Annotated in this window: 15 protein-coding genes, 1 tRNA gene and 1 pseudogene; 6 read left to right on the plus strand and 11 right to left on the minus strand. The window is 66.1% G+C overall.

Translation table 11 applies throughout. From position 1 onward, the window contains the following. Positions 1 to 519: 519 nt before the first annotated feature. Positions 520 to 672 (plus strand): hypothetical protein, encoded by a 153-nt coding sequence (locus GM1_RS22400; RefSeq protein WP_008380610.1) that lies wholly within the window; start codon positions 520 to 522, stop codon positions 670 to 672. Here GM1_RS22400 and GM1_RS16235 read toward each other — a convergent pair whose 3' ends face one another. The 7 genes and pseudogenes from GM1_RS16235 to GM1_RS16265 all read right to left on the minus strand — a co-directional run bounded on the left by GM1_RS16235 (position 673) and on the right by GM1_RS16265 (position 7,782). Further along, positions 673 to 1,410 (minus strand): tyrosine-type recombinase/integrase, encoded by a 738-nt coding sequence (locus GM1_RS16235; protein WP_008380612.1) that lies wholly within the window; start codon positions 1,408 to 1,410, stop codon positions 673 to 675. It lies immediately after the preceding gene. A gap of 477 nt (positions 1,411 to 1,887) precedes the next feature. Next, positions 1,888 to 1,960, minus strand: a tRNA-Ala gene (locus GM1_RS16240). A gap of 469 nt (positions 1,961 to 2,429) precedes the next feature. Further along, a pseudogene (locus tag GM1_RS16245) lies at positions 2,430 to 3,203 on the minus strand (HNH endonuclease family protein); the annotation flags it as partial. Positions 3,204 to 3,229: 26 nt separating this feature from the next. Then, positions 3,230 to 4,909, minus strand: a complete 1,680-nt coding sequence (locus GM1_RS16250) for an alpha/beta hydrolase (protein ID WP_008380617.1) — start codon at positions 4,907 to 4,909, stop codon at positions 3,230 to 3,232. Continuing rightward, positions 4,906 to 5,199 carry a hypothetical protein gene (locus GM1_RS22405; RefSeq protein WP_008380618.1) on the minus strand — a complete coding sequence of 98 codons (294 nt, stop codon included), beginning with the start codon at positions 5,197 to 5,199 and terminating at the stop codon, positions 4,906 to 4,908. Before GM1_RS22405 ends, GM1_RS16250 begins: the two co-directional genes overlap by 4 nt. A 110-nt stretch (positions 5,200 to 5,309) precedes the next feature. After that, positions 5,310 to 6,761, minus strand: coding sequence for an FAD-dependent oxidoreductase (locus GM1_RS16260; RefSeq protein ID WP_008380620.1), 1,452 nt, complete (start codon positions 6,759 to 6,761; stop codon positions 5,310 to 5,312). Positions 6,762 to 6,768: 7 nt separating this feature from the next. Next, on the minus strand, positions 6,769 to 7,782 hold the full coding sequence (locus GM1_RS16265) for an AurF N-oxygenase family protein (protein ID WP_008380622.1): 1,014 nt from the start codon (positions 7,780 to 7,782) through the stop codon (positions 6,769 to 6,771). Between the two features lie 180 nt (positions 7,783 to 7,962). Here GM1_RS16265 and GM1_RS16270 point away from each other — a divergent pair, with 180 nt between their 5' ends. Further along, positions 7,963 to 9,699: a cation:proton antiporter gene (locus tag GM1_RS16270; RefSeq protein WP_008380624.1), complete on the plus strand. Its 1,737-nt coding sequence runs from the start codon at positions 7,963 to 7,965 to the stop codon at positions 9,697 to 9,699. A 92-nt stretch (positions 9,700 to 9,791) separates the two neighbouring features. Here GM1_RS16270 and GM1_RS16275 read toward each other — a convergent pair whose 3' ends face one another. Next, positions 9,792 to 10,076, minus strand: a complete 285-nt coding sequence (locus tag GM1_RS16275; RefSeq protein WP_008380625.1) for a hypothetical protein — start codon at positions 10,074 to 10,076, stop codon at positions 9,792 to 9,794. A gap of 180 nt (positions 10,077 to 10,256) precedes the next feature. On the opposite strand from GM1_RS16275, the gene GM1_RS16280 reads away from it, so the two are divergent. Together GM1_RS16280 and GM1_RS16285 are read left to right on the plus strand one after the other, a co-directional pair. Then, entirely contained in the window at positions 10,257 to 11,123 is an 867-nt protein-coding gene (locus tag GM1_RS16280) for a universal stress protein (protein ID WP_008380627.1), read from the plus strand. Then, positions 11,120 to 12,400, plus strand: a complete 1,281-nt coding sequence (locus GM1_RS16285; protein ID WP_008380629.1) for an MFS transporter — start codon at positions 11,120 to 11,122, stop codon at positions 12,398 to 12,400. The genes GM1_RS16280 and GM1_RS16285 overlap by 4 nt, the downstream gene beginning before the upstream one ends. Here GM1_RS16285 and GM1_RS16290 read toward each other — a convergent pair. Further along, complete coding sequence (locus GM1_RS16290; protein WP_040520466.1) at positions 12,336 to 13,883, minus strand: dolichyl-phosphate-mannose--protein mannosyltransferase; 1,548 nt, start codon at positions 13,881 to 13,883, stop codon at positions 12,336 to 12,338. The genes GM1_RS16285 and GM1_RS16290 overlap by 65 nt on opposite strands. 227 nt (positions 13,884 to 14,110) lie before the next feature. Here GM1_RS16290 and GM1_RS16295 point away from each other — a divergent pair, with 227 nt between their 5' ends. Further along, complete coding sequence (locus GM1_RS16295; RefSeq protein ID WP_008380632.1) at positions 14,111 to 14,734, plus strand: TetR/AcrR family transcriptional regulator; 624 nt, start codon at positions 14,111 to 14,113, stop codon at positions 14,732 to 14,734. 52 nt (positions 14,735 to 14,786) lie between these two features. Then, positions 14,787 to 15,626, plus strand: a complete 840-nt coding sequence (gene rsmI, locus GM1_RS16300) for a 16S rRNA (cytidine(1402)-2'-O)-methyltransferase (RefSeq protein ID WP_008380634.1) — start codon at positions 14,787 to 14,789, stop codon at positions 15,624 to 15,626. 94 nt (positions 15,627 to 15,720) lie between these two features. On the opposite strand, the gene GM1_RS16305 is transcribed toward rsmI, so the two are convergent. Continuing rightward, positions 15,721 to 16,881, minus strand: a complete 1,161-nt coding sequence (locus GM1_RS16305) for an aminodeoxychorismate synthase component I (protein WP_008380636.1) — start codon at positions 16,879 to 16,881, stop codon at positions 15,721 to 15,723. Next, positions 16,878 to 18,428, minus strand: a complete 1,551-nt coding sequence (metG, locus tag GM1_RS16310) for a methionine--tRNA ligase (protein ID WP_008380637.1) — start codon at positions 18,426 to 18,428, stop codon at positions 16,878 to 16,880. Before metG ends, GM1_RS16305 begins: the two co-directional genes overlap by 4 nt. Positions 18,429 to 18,471 lie beyond the last annotated feature (43 nt).

Below are 18,471 nucleotides of genomic sequence, written 5' to 3' on the forward strand. Positions count from 1 at the left end.
GAGGAGAGCAGTGCTTCGCCGGAGAACGGCGAGGAGTCCAGGGCCGGGATCTTCTTCGCTCGGAGCTTGGATGCGGTGAGGGTGATGTCGACACCTTCACGCGTGTGATGGGTCCGGGCATCGGCAGGTCCGGCGAGCAAACTTTAAGCCAACGCGAACGCGGCGATGACGGCAAGGACGAGTGGTGTCGCGATGCGACGCAACATAGGTGACCCCCAAAGTCGGAACAGGCCAATCAGCCTGTGTAACAACCGCTCCCGAACCAGCGATACTCGTTACAGATTCGGTGCGCGGTGGAAGCGTTGTGCTTCCGCAGGTGATTCCACCCGCCAGGCAACTATTCGGCAAACTCTGGTCGGAAATGCTCGGCGAACGGCCAGTTCAGGCTATGTTTCCATTTGTCCGGTCCGGACACGGACTTCGGTCCGTTTGGTTCATGGCGGTCTATTTCCGACATTCAGACGGGACGTTGTGTCGTAATGAGTAACGCGTGCGCCTGGCGGGGAATGCCGTCACCGCATGGCCACTGACCCTGACGACGACTGGACCTACACCCACGACGCGCTCGCCGAGACTGGACACGAGGACGACCCGAAAGCGTGGGCCGCGATCGAGCGCGTGCGGGCAGACCTCGCTGAGTACGGGCAACAGCTCGGGGTGGGGAAAGCCTGACTACCCGAACACCTTGCCGATCGCCGCCGCCGCATCGTCGTAACTCGACCGGTCCAGATGCCCGTACACGTTCGACGTCGTCCCGATGTCCTCGTGGCCCAGGTGTCGCGACACCACCACTAGCGGCACGCCGGCACCGATCATCCAGGACGCACACGTGTGCCGCAGGTCGTGCACTCTCGGCGCCCGCGGCGCGAGCACCTTCCGTGCCTCCAGCCAGGCCCGGTTGTAGAACTCCTGCGTCGTCGCCGCCGTCCCCGCGGAGTTGCAGAAGAGGACCTCGTCGACAGTCGGGTCCGCGATACGCCGCTTCACAACCTCCACCGCCTGCGTCGGCAGGCTGATCGTCCTCACCGACCGCTTCGACTTCGGCGGCCCGATCGTCCGCTTCCGGCCCGTGTCGTGCTTCCATGCGCGCGTGACCCGGCACTCCGCACGGTCCAGATCAATGTCTTCGGCCCGCAATGCCGTCGCATCCCCGAACCGCATGCCGGTCGACACCAGCCACAGAGCGAGGTCTGCCCACCGCTCCTGCGTGATCCGGCCGTGCACCTTGTCGAACTCGGCCCGCGACAGGAACACCATCTCCTGCCGCAGTGTCTTCGGCAGGCGTCGTCCCTCGCATGGGTTTCTGTCGATCTTCCCCTCGCGCACCGCCGCCTTCAGCACGCCGGACAGGAAAGCGTGCTTGTCCTGGATCGTCTTGCCGGACGACTCCGCAGCCTCTTGTCGCTGCACCCACCCGCCGATCGCGGCCTCGGTGACGGTGCCAGGGGGAGGTCGCGTAGCTCAGGGAAGGCCTTCTCTGCGAACCGCTCGTATTTGTCGCGGGTCGCGCCCTGGAGACCCGTGCGGCCTGCGACGTGATCGTCCATCCACTGGCCGAGGGTGAGCGCCGGCGCGTCAGAGTCGACGATGTCGAGGATTGCGAGAGCTTCGCGGGGGCCATGGGCTTCGACGTTGCGCTTGAAGCGCATCGCGGATTGGAGGTCAACGAAGGGTAAGGGAGCGTTGCTTGCCGTCCTGTCGCCACATCACGCGGTGAGTGGTCGCGCCGTCGGAGGTCCGGGTGCGAGTGGAGATCGACGCCAAGATGTTGCCTTCCCGGAGTGGGGGCAATACGCGCTGACCTGCGGGGCGTCCGGCGAGTGTTGCCTAGGGATGTTGCCCAAGCGTCATTCTCGCACACTTACCGCTGTGACCAGCGGTTATCGGTGGAGCTAGGGAGAATCGAACTCCCGACCTACTCGATGCGAACGAGTCGCGCTACCAACTGCGCCATAGCCCCGGGTGTCACCTGAGTGAACCGAAGCCCACTATAACAGTGACGTCGACGGCAGACGGCATCCAGGTTCCCTGGAGGAGGAGGCCTGGATGCCGTCGGCCGTCGAGGCGACGACTACTTGCCGAAGCCGAAGGTGAACGAGAGCGACAGCAGGTCGCCGCCGAAGATGGTGAGGTCGTTGAAGAACTGGGTCAGTGCCGGGAAGGTCACGATGATTCCTTTCGTGGGGGATGCGATCGTTTGTCGCACCGGAATCGTTACACGGAATGGCCCGTTCGGCACGCTTGCAAACGTGAATCACACCACGTGCCTTGTGTGGTGTGCATCTCTCTCGAATCTGACAGGTCTCTGACCTGCACTTAGGTTACCCTAAGTGGGTTCTCGGGTAGTGGATTCGCGATGACAGATCGAAGGATCGTGGCGATTTCAGGTCGGCCGCCGCGGACGAAATCTCAAGGGGCACTTGAGGTCAGCAGGATGCGAGGACTCGACGCATCGCGTCGCGTTCAGCGGATGTCACCCACAAACGGTAGCGAGCTTTCACTTCGATCTGACGGGTGACGTACGTGCAGCGGTAGGCCTTGTTCGGTGGCAACCAGCTCGCGGCGTCGGACGCGCTCTTCTTCTGATTCGTCGGCCCGTCGACGGCCTGGAGGTTCAGCGGGTCGTTGGCGAGATCGGTGCGCTCCTCCGAGGTGAGTTGCTGCGCGCCTTTCTGCCACGCGTCGGCGAGCGCGACCACATGATCGATCTGCACCTTCGATGACGTGCTCTGGCCGCGGGTGAAGGCGATGGTGGTTCGCGTGTACGGGTCGTTCAGGGTGCCGGTGAGCACCACGCAGTCTCGGGTGCGGGGTTTGAACGTGATGTCGGTCAGGTCGCGGCTCAGGATGTCGTTGCGGGTGTCGCAGCCATTGTGTCCGCCGTCGACGTTCACATCGTCCGACCACGACTGCCCGAACAGATCGCGGGCGTAGCCGGTCTTCGGCGCGCGGCCTTTCACCGGAAGAGAGTCGAGGGTCGCCAGAGCGCTCGACGTCGACGGCGCTGCCGGTGTGCTGCTCGTCGAGACGGGGGCTTCTGGGGAGTCCTCGGCGTATGTGGACTCCTGCGTTGTCGTCGATGTCCACTGAACGTCCGTGCGGTCCGCGGTCACGGGTGCGCACCCGGCAGTTCCGACGGTCACCGCGCCGAGCAGAACGACGGCGAGGGCACGGGTGACGGGGGAGAGCTCCATGCCGACCATTGTGCCGAGACCCTCTGACATTTCCGTCATCCGACCAGACGGAGAACACCGCCGATCGTGTCTTTGAGCCCGTCGACGACACCGTCGAACACCTCATCGGCGATGATGATCGGCGCGAGTTCAGGCCTCTCCAGGATGCGTGGCATGTCGGGGGCGCGTTCGACGTACGGGGCCGGCTCCTGTCCGGCGATCACTTTCGCAAGTGCGTTGAACGCATCCGAGTCGAAGTCGTTGAGATAGTCGGTGTGCGACGACGTTCCCTGGAGCAGACGGCGACCTCCGCTGTCGTCAGGGGACAGGTACCCGGAGTCGAGGCGGGTGACGCCCGGCGCGACATCCGGATCGCCGCCGTGCAGAGGTGCACCGAACTTCTGCGCGAGGTGGATCGGGTCGCCCGGCGGCGTGATCGAGTACCGCTTGACGTCCGATTCGGGGTTGCTCCATCCGCGGTCCGGGTCGACGCCGGTGCCTGCCGCCGAGGCGTACACCACGCGGTCGGCGCGCATGCCCAACTGCTCGGCCGTACCGACAATCGATCCGCCGTACGAGTGCCCGATGACAGTCGTCTTCGCATCGGGCGCGACGGCACCCAGCTCGGCGTCCAACGCTCGCGTGAACTCGACGAGCCTGGGGGCGTTCACTGCGGCAAGCGTGGGATCGACAGCCATTTCAATGGACTTCGTCGTCCTCGGATCGGCGACGATGTGCTGCGGGAAGGGGCCGTCGGCCCACACGATGACGGGTGCATTCGACTTCTCACTCAGCTTCAACGCCTTCTTCCGGAGCGAGTCGATGTCGTCGAGTCCTGTGCCGGTGCCGGGGACGAAGACGCCGACGTTGGTGGTCGTCGGAGTCAGCTCACCGACGATCTCGATGAACTCACCCGTGTCCGGGTCGAAAGCCAAGAAGGTCCGATCGTCGGCGAGCATCGACCTCAACCGGTCCGCACGATCGGCGTCGACATTGCCCGTCCACCCGCCGCCGAGCGCTTCGCGGAGCTCGGCTCGGATCGTCACCTCGTTCGCCACCGCGCGGTCGGCGAACGGAATCCCGTCCAGGTTGCCGATCACGGTGGACTTGTCCTTGATGATCTCGTTTCGTTCGGACTCGGAGAACGACGCCCATGCTCGACGACGCATCTCGGGATCGGTCATCGCAGAGAGCAGGCCTGCCGCACGTGCCGGCGTGACGACCGCTCCGGACGGCATGACGACGGCGTTCGGGTCGGACCCCGTCAGTTGGGCTGCGAACGAGTCGAGTGCGGCGCTGTGTGTTCGATCCAGGCGTGTGGCTTGCCCGAGCAGAGCCTGGATCTGCTCGGTGGCATCCAACGCGGCGGCACGATGCTCCGCGTCCGGATGTGTCACGGTCCCGTCGGCGGCCACCAGGTATCGGTCGGCGCGCAGCGTGTCCACGGCGCTGCGCAGTACAGTCTGGAGGTCGGCGAGCTCGGAGTGCGCGGTCCGCACGGATTCGGCCGCGTCGTCGACGGTGTGAGCGGTTCGGATGAGCGACGCGGTGACGGTGCCGATGCGGGTGCGCGCGGCGACTTCGGTGACGCCCTGCCACGCCCGATCTTTCAACGCGCTGCGCTCGCATGTGCGCCCGGTGTCGATGAGCCGGCCGGTGAGAGTGGTCAGTGACGATGCGGCCGCCGGCAGTCCACTCAAGTCCCAGCCGAGCACATCGTCGACAGCGACGGTCATCGTGGGCCGCCGCGAGACGCCGTGTCGAGGGCCGCTGCGGACGCGCGGTCGGACTCCTCGGTGAGCGCATCGAACCGCGCCAAGGCGTCGCCGAGAGCTGTCAGGCGGTGTGCATCGGCTGTTGTCGCCTTCGACGCCGCCGAACAGAACTCCGCACATGCGGCGACGAGGCGGCTGGTGCCCGATCCAGTGGGAGGCACCAGCCGTTCCTCTGACAGCGTTTCGCCACCGACGCGCCAATCGGCCGCGATCTGAGCGATCTGACCGGGTGTGATCCCGAACTTCGACATGCCGTTCCCCGTCCCGAGCCCCGTGCCGGGCCTCTACTACTTAGACGCACGGGACGGCGGGAACGGTTCTGTCGAATTCCACAGCCTCTCGACTCCGGTCGAGAGGAAGGTCAGGCGTGGACGCCTGCCTCGATGTCGGCGAGGAGATTGGCGACGGTCTCGCCGGAGTCGGTCTTGTTGGTGCCGATGAATCCGGACGGGCCGCGTTTGATCCAGCCGGTCACGTACACGCCCGGCGTGTCCGTCACACGGCCGGCGACGTTGGCGACGGTGCCGGTCTCGTCGTCGAACGGGAGGCCGGGAACGGGGACGCCGCGATAGCCGATCGACGTGAGGACCAGGCCGGCCTCCACCACAGTCTCGGTGTCGCTTCCGGTCTGTGCGAAGCGGACTCGCCTCGCACGGGAATCGCCCTCGATCGCGACGGGCGTCTGCCCGAACGCGAGACGGATGAACGGCTCCGCAGGCTTCTCGTTCTGTGAAAGCTCCTGCAAGAGGGACACCTTCGCGGCGATCGTCGGATCGTCGATGCCGTCGACGGATGCACCGTCGAGGTCGGCCGGGTCGACCCACACACGCGCCTTGCCGTCGGCCAGGCCGATCAGCTCGGGCAGGGTGAACGCTGCGTGCTCGGGGCCGCGTCGCGCGGCGACGACGACTTCCTTGACCTTCGACTCGCGCAGCACGGCGAGAGCCGCACGCGAGATGTCTGTCGCTGCCAGAGCTTCGACGTCGGCGGTCAGGATGCGGGCGACGTCCAGAGCCACGTTGCCGTTGCCGATCACCACGACACGCTCGGTCGACAGGTCGGGTACGGCGGACGCGAAATCAGGATGGCCGTTGTACCAGCCGACCAGAGCGGTGGCGCTCTGAACGCCAGGCAGATCGGCGCCGGGCACGGGCAGCGGCTTGTCGGTCGGCGCACCGCCCGCCCACAGCACCGCGTGGTGCTTGGACCGCAGTTCGTCGAGCGTCACATCGCGTCCCACCTCGGTGTTCAGCAGGATCGTGATGTTCGGATGGCGAGCGACCTCATCGAACAGGTCCATCACCAGGCGCGTCGACTTGTGGTCGGGTGCGACGCCGAACCGGGACAGGCCGAACGGCATGGTCAGGCGTTCGTACACGGTGACACGCACACGTGGCTGCTTGAGCAGTTCATCTGCTGCGTACATCGCCGACGGTCCGGATCCGACGATCGCCACGTCGACGATGGCCGGCCCGTTCTGCAGTGCCTTCGGCTTCTCGATCGGAGCGAGCGGCAGTCGCCAGTCCTGCTGAACAGGGAAACGGACCGAATCCTGCTGTGTGTAGCCGTAGTGTGCGGCGTTCACGTCAACGAATCGGGCGGCCTTCTCTTCGAGCCGATGGCCGGGGACGATCGCGCCGACCGGGCACGCAGACACGCACGCGCCGCAGTCGACACATGTCGACGGGTCGATGTAGAGCATCTCGGCGATGCCGAAATCCGGCTCGTCGGGAGTGGGATGGATGCAATTGACGGGGCATGCGTAGACGCACGAGGCGTCGCCGCAGCACGCCTGGGTTACAACGTGGGGCACCGGCGGGTCAGCTCGCGTTGTAGGCGGGCTCGCTGCGGAATCGCGACTCGCGGCCGTCGATCTTCATCGCGCGCCACACCTGGCGGGAGACCGGGTTCATCAGGCCGCACTGCTCCGACAGCATTCGGACGTCGCCGAACACGCCGGACAAGAACACACGCGACTTCTCGGACTCCCAGAAGATGTCCTTCATGACCTCGCGCGGAACGTTGAACTCCTTGCGGAACTCGCTCGGCGGGATGACGATCGCGTCGCACAGGATGCGCATGACGATCGGCATGAACACCGACAGGGCGAACTTGGTGAGGCGGCCCTTGCCGGGGATGGTCGCACGCAGGTGATTGTGCGCGAACGAGATGTGACGCGCTTCTTCGGCGACGTGCAGTTCCATGACCGCCGACATCGCGGGGTGCATGTTCGACTTCGGGCTGCGCAGGAAGTCCTTCTGGATGTGGTCGATGGGCTCTTCGCCCGCGAGCACGCCGAAGTAGAAGATCGTCGGTGTGATCGTCGAGAACAGCGGGATGATCGGCGAGATCGCGCGCAGCCAGGTGCGCATGCCCGGAGTCTTCATGCCGATGCGGTTCACCAGCTCCTGGAACATGAGGGTGTGGTTGCACTCCTCCTTGGCCTCATGAGTGGTGTAGCGGAATCGCTTGTCGCCGTTGGGGAGACGGTCCGCGTACTGCATCAGACCGCGGATGAGGATCGACTCGAACTGGAGGCCGACCTTCGCGACGTTCGCCTGGCGCCACATGCCGATGCGGATCTGCTCCGACTCGGGGAGGGCCTGGTACCACGGGTGGCGGCCGATCGGGTCGACCTCGTAGTTGAGGATCCACCGCGGATCGTTCTCGAAGATCTCGAGCTCGGGTGAGTCCCACGCGATGTCGAGGTAAGGGTCGAAGTTTCGGTGCACCGACGCCGATGACAGGTCGTCGAGGACCTGCTCGTAGTTCAGTTCGGCTGCCTGCTTGGCCGGCGGCTGGTACGCGGTGGGCCGGGGCTGCGTCGACGTCATTGTCGTGTCCTCTCGCTGTCTCGACGGGATGTCCGTCGTAGCAACTTCTCACTGACTACCGTGACACTCTTCATTGATCTTGTCAATGGGCAATGGCACGATCCCCGGCGATGAATGATTGGTGACCCGCGTCACCTGGAGGTGGAGGAACGGCACCGCCTGATGCGGGAGGATATGCGTATGGAAGCAGTGCTGATAGTCGTTCTCTGCGTGCTTGCGATCGCGGCCGCGAACCAGCTCGCGCCGCGTCTGCGGCTGGCCGCTCCGCTGTTGCTTGTGCTGGCGGGGGTTGTCGTCAGTTACCTTCCGAACGTTCCTGAGATCGACGTCGACCCCGAGATCATCCTGATCGGCGTGCTGCCTCCGCTCCTGTACGCGGCCGCTGTCGCGATGCCGACGATGGAGTTCAAGCGGGACCTCCGAGCCATCAGTGGTCTTGCCGTGGTGCTGGTCGTGGTCAGCTCACTCGGGCTCGGGCTCGTGTTCATGTGGATCCTGCCCGACGCGGACTTCGCGACCGGCGTCGCGCTCGGCGCCATCCTCAGCCCGACCGATGCCGTCGCGACGACGACGGTCAAACGTGTCGGTGCACCCAACCGGCTCATCACGGTGTTGTCGGGGGAGAGCCTGTTCAACGACGCCAGTGCTCTTGTGCTGCTGCGGGCGGCGATCGCCGCGATGGCGGCCAGTGTCTCGCTGTGGGGTGTCGCGGTGTCGTTCCTGTGGGCCGTGGTCGCGGCGGTCGGTGTCGGCGCGGCAGTCGGGTGGATCGTCGTTCGCGTTCGCGCGATGATCTCGAACACCGCTGTCGCGACCGCCGTCTCGTTCGTCACGCCGTACCTGGCATACGTTCCGGCCGAGCTCCTCGAAGGCTCGGGTCTTGTCGCTGCGGTGGCAGCCGGACTGGTGACCGGTCGTGTCGGCGTCCGACGGCTGACCGCCGCCCATCGCCTGTCCGACGTTCAGAACTGGCGGATGATCGAGCTGCTGCTTGAAGGCGGTGTGTTCCTGTTGATGGGGCTGGAGCTCAAAGCGCTGGTCTCCGAGGTGAGCGAATCGAACGAATCGGTGTGGCATGCGGCCTGGCCCGCGGCGCTCGCGTTTGTCCTCCTCATCGTGTTCCGGTTCATCGTCGTGATGCCGCTCGTCGCGTGGATCGAGCGTCGAGCGCAACGAGTGATCTCCCATGAGGACAAACTGGCCCGGATTCAGGAGACGTTGGCGGGTCCCGACTTGCCGGAGCGTTTCACCGAGCGGCGCACCGAGATGGTGCGCACCCGCATCGACCGCCGGCTCGCCGACATCGCCTACTACCGTGCGGAGTCGATCGGTGCTCGGGAGGGATTCGTCCTGGTGTGGGCGGGCATGCGGGGAGTCGTCACGCTTGCCGCCGCCCAGACGCTGCCGACCGACACGCCATACCGAGCCATGCTCGTCCTCCTGGCGTTCTTCGTCGCAGTCGGATCGCTGGTGATTCAGGGGACCACGCTCGGGGCGTTCGTCCGGTGGATGAAGCTCCCCGATCACGGCGCTCAGGTGGAGTCGGAACGAAGGGAGCTCGGCCGGGAGATGGCGGCGTTGACGGCGCAAGTGATGTCCGACCCGAAGGTCGGCGGTGCCGATCCCGAGATCGCGCTGCGGATCAGGACGCTTCGTGAGCTGGAGGCAACGGCAAGCGATGCGGACCTCGGTGAAGACGCCGACACTGCGCCCGACGTCCTTGATCGCCGGATTGCCACAGCCGACCGAATGCGTGTGATCCGCCGCCACGTCATCGATGAACAACGACGGCATCTCCTTGACCTGAGCCAGCGTGCCGCCTACAGCTCCGAAGTCCTCACCGCTGTCCTCGACAAGCTCGACGCCGAAGAGATCAGCCTCGACGCGCAGACGCCGACTGTGGACGATCGTCCTTGAACGAAAATTACAGAATGCCAGAAATGTCACGCCCTGTCCGCGGACGAACGCGGACAGGGCGTGACTTCTGCGGCTAGGCGTGCGGACAGGCGTCAGGAGACGAGGGCGGGAACCGCGCCGAAGACCCAGACGACGGTGGTGGCGAGGAGGAAGATCGACGCGCCCTGCCAGATCTGCCACCCGCTGTTCGCACGCCACGCGAGAAGAGTCCGACCCATGGCGGCGACGGCGCCGAGGCCGACGGCGACCGGGCCGGCGATGATGAACGCGGTGTGGACGCCTCCGCTCGTGTTGAGCGCTATGACAAGCAACACGAAGCCGATCGCGTACGTCGCGCAGACGTGCAGGGCCGCGCTCTTGCGCTGGTCAGTGCTCACCGGGGGTTCCGCCTTTCAAGGCTCTGGAGAATATGCGGCTTTCGCCTCCATCGTACCGAGGGACGTTCGGCCCACCGGTGTCGATGCATTTCGAGAGTGATTGGGACAGAATGAAAGTGAGGCGCAAGACGAGGACCGAACTGCGGTCCCCGAGCCGGTCCGTGAAGGAGTGCATGAGCGATGAGCTTGATTCTGGTCGGTGTGGACGGATCCGAGGCGTCGACGGACGCGGTGAAGTGGGCGGCCCGGACCGCACAGGCCGAGCACTTGCCGCTGAAGATCGTCGCGGCGTACACATCCACCACCAGTGACTACGCGCCTGGACTCGTGATCCCGCAGGACGTGATCGACGCGATCCGCAGTGAAGCGACCAAGGCTGTCCAATCGGCCGCCGACACCGCCCGCGAGGAGGTTCCCGGCATCGAGCTGAGCGGATCGATCGTCGAAGGCGACGCGGCTCGCGTGATGCTCGAGCTCGGCGCGCAGGCACAGACCATCGTCCTCGGAACGCGAGGCCTCGGCAGCGTGAAGGGTCTGTTCCTCGGATCCGTCAGCACCAACGTCGCGGCGCATGCGAAGGGCCGAGTCGTCATCGTTCCCCACGGCGCCCTCGGCGGCGACGGACCGGTTGTGGTCGGCGTCGACGACTCCGCCATCAGTGATCCCGCTGTCGCCGAGGCCTACCGTCAGGCCGATCTGCGGTCTCGTCCGCTCGTCGCCGTCCACACATGGACGCCGCTCGACGCGGATGCGCTGCACGGGTTCGGACTCGACGAGACCGAGATCGATGAGATGTCGAAGCAGGCAGTCGAGGCAGTCGCAGAGCGGATGGCAGGCTACTCGCAGGACTACCCGGACGTCGACGTGCAGCGTGTCGTGATCCCTGAGGAGCCTGCGAAGGCGATTCTCGACGCAGCAGGCGACTCGGCGTCGCTCATCGTGATGGGAAGCCGCGGGCGCGGCGGATTCACCGGACTGCTCCTCGGGTCACGTAGCCAGAAGGTTCTGCACCACGCCAAAGTGCCGGTGATGATCGTCCGTAAGTGACCTCTCGACCCCTCGACGCGCAAGGCGGCAGCGCAGGGTTGCCTCGTGGACTGTGGGTGTTGTTGGCGGCGAACGTCGTCATCGCACTCGGTTTTGGACTGATCGCTCCTGCGCTGCCGATCTTCGCAAGTGAGTTCGGCGTCGGGGTGACTGCCGCGACGGCAGTCGTCTCGGCGTTCGCGGTGATGAGGTTGGCGTTCGCGCCGACCACCGGGCGGCTGGTCACCAGACTCGGCGAACGCCGCATCTACCTGACCGGACTGCTGATCGTCGCGTTGTCGACCTTGGCATGCGCATTCGCGCAGGACTACTGGCAGCTCCTGGCCTTCCGCGCGGCCGGTGGCATCGGGTCCACGATGTTCTCCGTGTCCGCGATGGCCCTGCTCATCCGACTGGCGCCGCCGGAGATGCGCGGACGTTCGTCGGGATACTTCTCGGCGGGCTTCCTCATCGGCAGTCTCGCCGGGCCGCTGATCGGTGCCGCGCTCGTTGACTTCGGGCTGCGTCTGCCGTTCATCGTCTATGCGATCGCACTGCTCATCGCTGCGGTCGTGGTCGCGGCGAACATGCCCGCGGCACCGCTTGCGGCCAGTTCGGCTGATACGGACAGCACCAAGGCTCCCGCCGCGGGATTCCTCGAGGCGCTTCGGTGGCCCGAGTACCGTGCGATCCTGGCGTCGAACTTCGCGCAGGGCTGGGCGTCGATGGGCGTGCGCATAGCGGTGGTCCCACTGTTCGTCGGTCAAGGTCTCGGAAGATCTGCAGGCTGGGCGGGCGTGGTGCTCGCGTGTTATGCGGCAGGCAACATCATCGCGATCCTGGTGTCCGGGCGCCTCTCCGACAAGTTCGGCCGACGGCCGGTGATGATCCCGGGATTGATGATCGCGGCGGCGTCGACCGCGGTACTCGGCTTCTCGCCGAACATCGGCACGCTCCTGGCGCTGACGGCGATCGGCGGGATCGGGTCGGGGCTGTTCGCGCCGACTCATCAGGCGGCACTCGGCGATCTCCTCGCCGACCGCCAGCGCGGGGGATCGGCGCTCGCCGCGTACGGGATGTCGTCCGACTTCGGTGCGGTGAGCGGGCCGTTGATCGCGGGTGTGATCGCGGACCGGTGGGGCTACGGACCCGCGTTTGTGGTCACCGGCGGAGTGGTCGCCATCGCGCTGCTGCTCTGGCTCGTCGCCGGAGATCCCGCACGCCGATCCTGCACTACGACCAGCTCGGAAGCCACATCTGTCGACCCCACTCCACATCCGAGATCGGAGCTCCAGTGAGGATCGGCCACAGCCAGACGAAGTTGGCGATCACCAGCGCCGCATAGAAGGCGACGACGAGCACCGAGATCGTCTGGCGGTCCGATCGTCGTCGTTGTGCTCCGGCCGACAGGATGTCGCCGCAGACCAGCGCCAGGCCCATCACGAGGAACGGCGCCATCGGGGTGGCGTAGAAGAAGTACATCTGACGGTCGAGCTGGGTGAACCACGGCAGGATCGCGGCGCCGTACGCGACCAGGACTGCGGCGTATCGCCAGTCGCGACGCGATGCGATGCGCCACAGCGCCCATGCGATCATCGGGAACGCCAGCCACCACAGTGCCGGAGTGCCGATCAACATCTGACCGCGGACACAGTCCGAACCGCCGCACTGGTCGGGGCCGTAGTCGATGGCGTACAGCATCGGACGGAGACTCATCGGCCACGTCCACGGCTTCGACTCCCACGGGTGATGATTGCCCGCGGAGTTCGTGAGACCCGAATGGAACTCCAGGATCCCCGACTCGTAGTACCAGAGCGACCGAAGAGCCGCGGGCACCCACGAGAAGGCTCCCCCGGTTCCGACTTCGGTGCCCACCACGTAGCGGTACACCGACGTCTCCGACGAGAACCACGCGGCGAACGTGCCGAGGTAGATCACCACGGGCATCACGGCCAGCGAGAACCCGGACGGGATCACATCGCGTCGAAGGACACCCAACCACGGTCGTTGGACGTGGTACGCGCGGCGCGCGGCGACGTCGAAGGCGAGGGACAGCAGGGTGAAGAACACCACGAAGTAGAGGCCCGACCATTTGGTGCCGCACGCCAGACCGAGCATGACGCCCGCGGTGAACCGGTACCAACGGAAGCCCAGACGCGGCCCGAACGGCGAGTCGTCGATGCGTCCCTCGACGAACACCTGGTGCAGGCGGGCGCGCATCTGATCGCGGTCGGAGATCAGTGCTGCGAACGCCAACACCACGAACAGCACCTGGAAGATGTCGAGCATGCCCATCCGCGACTGGACGAACAGCACGCCGTCGCAGATGGCGAACAGTGCGGCCAGTGCGCCCACCAGCGTCGACCGCGCCATCCGTCGCGCTGTCAGGTACACGGCGAGCACAATGATCACGCCCGACACCGCCGACATGAAACGCCAGCCCATCGGCCCGTACCCGAACAGGGCCTCGCCGAACGCGAGCATCCACTTGCCGACCGGCGGATGCACGACCAGCCCGTAGGCCGGATTGTCCTCGATCCAATTGCCGCCGGTCAGGAGCTGCCAGCCCTGCGGGACGTAGTGCTTCTCGTCGAAGACGGGCGTGCCGTCGTCGGTCGGGTGAGTGAGGTCCCAGAACCTGGTGACCACCGCGAGCAACGTGACGACGATGCCGACGATGAGTCCCCGTCGGCGGTCGACGGCGCCGAACACAGGGTCGGGGATCACCGGCCCGGGCCGGGAGCCGAGATCCTCGGTCTGCGGTCGCGGCGCGTACCGCACGCGGTCGTCAGTCGGGGCGTCAAGGGTCACCCGACCAACTGTAGTGCCACCCTCGCCACGGCGGCTCCACCGTCGACGGCGATTGCCCCATGATGTCGGAGGTGAGCGGACAATCACGGGTCCTGTGCCAGAAACAAGGCGCGTTGTTGATATTTGCGGGGTGTGGTGACTACCGTCACGGTTGAGTCGATCGACCGATCGTCCTGGCGCGGAACGAGGTTCACCTGATGGCACGGCTGTCCCTGGAGCAGCGACGGCAAGCGGCGATCACCGCGACACTGCGCGTGATCGGCACCGATGGTGTGGAGGCCGCGACGACGCGTCGTATCGCAGCCGAAGCGAAGATGGGTCAATCGAGCATCTTCTACGCGTTTGCATCCCGAGACGAGTTGCTCGCGGCGGTGGTCGAGTACGGCATCGCCGAGGAACTGGCGGCGATGGACGGATGGCTGCAGTTGCTTGCCGAGTTCCCGGCGAACGATGCGCCGATCGAAGACCTCATGCGGGGCGCCCTGCAGTCGTTCGCCGAGAATGCGATCAACGACTCCGCGCGACAGCACGCGCTGATCGGATTGGCGCTGTACGCCCGCCGGACCGAGGGCCTGGAGTACCTCGCGGAACGTCTGTACGACGGCTACTACGCCGTCGCGGAACGACTGCTCGACGAGGCCGCCCGCATCTCCGGCGTCCGATTCACCAAGTCGACCCACGAGCTCGCGCCGTCCGTCATCGCGATCACCGACGGGCTCACCCTGTGCTGGCTGGGCACCGCCTCGCGCGAGCAGGTGGACCGTGTCATCGAGACCGGCGTCTCCCTGTTCATCGGATTTGTCGACACCTCCGACGAGTGACGGTCTGACCAGGTGAAGTGCCTGCGGGCCGAGTGGTCGTAGTCTGAGTGGCGTGACTGGGACCCTCATTCTGGCCGGAACTCCGATGGGACAGCCGGGCGACGCGTCGACCCGGCTCCGTGAGGCGTTGGCGACCGCGGATGTGGTCGCCGCGGAGGACACCCGTCGGACGAAATCCCTCGCGGCGTCGTTGAACGTCGAGATCACCGGCCGGATCGTCTCCTACTACGACCAGGTGGAGGCGGCGCGCGCCCCGAAACTGGTGGAAGCGGTCGCGTCCGGGGAGACGGTGCTTCTGGTGACCGATGCGGGGATGCCGTCGGTCAGCGATCCCGGATACCGCCTGGTCGTGGCCTGTGCGGATGCAGGGCTGCCGATCACCTGTCTGCCGGGGCCGTCGGCGGTCACCACGGCTCTCGCATTGTCGGCCATGCCGTCGGAGCGGTTCGCGTTCGACGGTTTTGCTCCGCGGAAGTCCGGCGCCAGGAACGACTGGTTGACCAGCCTGGTGCACGAGCAGCGGACCGTGGTGTTCTTCGAGTCTCCGCACCGTCTCGCTCAGACGCTCTCCGACGCCGCCGACGTACTGGGCGCGGATCGTCGTGCGGCCGTCTGTCGGGAGCTGACCAAGACGTATGAAGAGGTCAAGCGCGGCGGCCTCGGAGACCTTGCCGCCTGGGCCGCGGACGGCGTGAAAGGCGAGATCACCGTCGTGATCGCGGGTGCGGCCAAGATCGACGAGAACGTCACCCTCGAATCGCTCGTCGCTGCAGCTCAGGCGCTCGCGGATTCAGGCGTCCGACTGAAGGACGCCTGCGCCCAGGTGATCGTCGGCACGCCTTTCTCCCGCCGCGACGTGTACGAAGCGGTGCTCGTGGCTCGCGACACCTGACGGAGCAAACGAGGTGTTCGACGACAGACGAGGCATGCATGCGTGCCTCGTCTGTCGCTGAAGCCAGCGTTTGTGTCGGCCACACCCGCGGGTGTCACACGAGGCCTCGGCTGACGATCGACGCCGCTTTGTCGAGGCACTCCTGCCATTCGGCGTCGGGATCGGAGTCGATGGTTATGCCGCCGCCGACGCCGAGCGTCAGATCACCCGACGGCGACACGGCGACCGTGCGGATCGCGACCGACATGTCGAGGAGACCGCCGGGCCCGGCCACGCCGACCGCGCCGCAGTAGACGCCGCGTTCGTGCGCCTCCCACTCCGCGAGTAGGTCCGCGGCCCGGATCTTCGGTGTACCCGTCACCGAGGCGGGAGGGAACGTCGCGTCGAGCAGGGCGGAATTGCCGACATCGGCGCGCAGCGTCGCCCGGACCGTCGACACGAGATGCCAGACGCCGGGGGCGGCCACGACGGTCAACAGGTCCGGTACGTCCACCGATCCGATGTCGGCGACCCGCCCGAGGTCGTTGCGGACAAGGTCGACGATCATCACGTTCTCCGCGACATCCTTCGTCGAGGACAGCAGCGCCGACGGGTCCGCGCTCGCCGGTATCGTGCCCTTGATCGGCGACGACGTGACCACCCGGCCTCGCCGGTTCAGGAACGACTCGGGGCTGAAACTGGCGACCGATCCCCACGACCCGGTCAGCCACGCGGACTTCGCGGGCCCGGTGGCCGCGGCGACGTCACAGAAGAAATCGAGCGGCGAACCGTCCAACCGGCCGGTGAACCGCGTGCACACACACGCTTGATACACCTCACCGGCCCTGATGGCGTTGAGACACTGCTCCACCGAGTGGACATGCGGCGCTTTCGCGGGCGGCGTCCACTCCGCGGCCCACTCGCGGACCGGGCCCGGAGCATCGAGGCAGTCGAGAACCCACTGGGGACAAGGGGAGCGGTCGACCGATTCCCACGTCCACTCACCGCTGCGCAGACGGAGGACGCCGTCGGAGAATCCGCCGACTACTCGTCGGGGCTTACCGGGACGCGCGAAATCGTATGCGCCGAACCAGAACCTGTCGGGCCGATCGGGGACGCCAACACCCTCGCGCAACGCGACCGACGGGGCGATCACCGCGTCGGCGTCGGCCCAATCGCCGACCAGCGCGGCAGGCGGCGGAAGGCCGTCGCGAACAGTCCGCGCGGTCAGCGTTCGGACGACGTCCAGTGCAGTCGCGCCGCCCGCAGCACTCATGCCTCGTGGCGGGGGAACACCGGCTTGGGAGTCGGGAGCACGGTGCCGGGGACGATCCTGGATGTCACGTCCGCGAACGTCCGGGCGTCAGGGGCCACGGACAGCAGGTCGAGCAGCGTCGAGGTCGACGACGGCATCACCGGCTGAGCCAGCAGCGTGACGATGCGGACCACTTCGGCACACACGAACAGAACGGTGCCTGTTCGTTCCAGGTCGGTCTTGGCGAGCTTCCACGGTTCTTGCGCCGAGATGTATCGGTTGGCGTCGGCCAGCACAGTCCACAGCGCTTCCAGGCCGAGGTGGATGGCTTGGACGTCGAAGTGTCCGCGGACCCGTTCGAGCAGGGCGTCGGCCGAGTCGAGGAGCGCGCGGTCGTCGTCGGTGAGGTCGCCGGGTGTGGGGACGACGGAGTCGAAGTACTTCCCGATCATCGACAGGCTGCGCTGCGCGAGGTTGCCGTATTCGTTGGCGAGGTCGGAGTTCTTGCGGGAGACGATCGCCTCGGCCGAGTACGACCCGTCCTGCCCGTACGACACCTCGCGGAGGAAGAAGTAGCGGACCGGGTCGAGGCCGAACTCGGAGATGAGGTCGTCCGGGTCGACGACGTTGCCGACCGACTTGCTCATCTTCTCGCCCTTGTTGAACAGGAACCCGTGTGCGAACACGCGCTTGGGCGTCGGGATCCCGGCGGACATGAGGAACGCGGGCCAGTACACGCAGTGGAAGCGGATGATGTCCTTGCCGATGACGTGCAAGTCGGCAGGCCAGTACCGTTCGAGCGTTGCGGAGTCGTCGGGAAATCCGACGCCGGTCAGGTAGTTGGTGAGGGCGTCGACCCACACGTACATGACGTGACCGTCGGCGCCGGGGACCTTGACGCCCCAGTCGAACGTGGTGCGCGAGATCGACAGGTCCTTCAGACCGCCCTCGACGAACTTGGTGACCTCGTTGCGTCGAGAATCCGGGCCCATGAAGGTGGGGTTGTCGCGGTAGAACTCGAGCAGCGGCTCGGTGTACTTGGACAGGCGGAAGAAGTACGTCTGCTCCTCGGTCCACGTCAGGACGTGACCGTTCTCGGTCGCGACGCGCTCCCCGGCATCGTTCACGCTGGTCTCGTCCTCGGTGAAGAACGCCTCGTCGCGGACGTCGTACCAGCCGGCGTAAGAGTCGAGGTAGATGTCGCCGGCCGCTTCCATCCGCTTCCAGATCTCCTCCGACGCACGATGGTGATCGGCGTCGGTGGTCCGGATGAAGCGGCTCAGATCGGTGCCGAGCGCGGTGTGCAGCGACTCGAATCGGTCGGAGTTGGTCTTGGCCAACTCCGCCGTCGAGATGCCTTCCTTCTCGGCTGTCTGCTGCATCTTCTGGCCGTGCTCGTCCGTGCCCGACTGGAAGCGCACGTCGAAACCGTCGAGCGCCTTGAAGCGAGCGAGGGTGTCCGCGGAGATGAACTCGTAGGCGTGCCCGATGTGCGGTGCGCCGTTCGGGTACGCGATGGCGGTGGTGATGTAGTACGGCGTCGACGCGCCAAAGGACTCGCTCGGCATAATGTTCACGATTGTACTGGTCAGCTATGGCGCGGAATTCGCG

The sequence above is a fragment of the Gordonia malaquae NBRC 108250 genome, from assembly GCF_000344135.1.
In the GTDB taxonomy this organism is placed as follows: domain Bacteria; phylum Actinomycetota; class Actinomycetes; order Mycobacteriales; family Mycobacteriaceae; genus Gordonia; species Gordonia malaquae.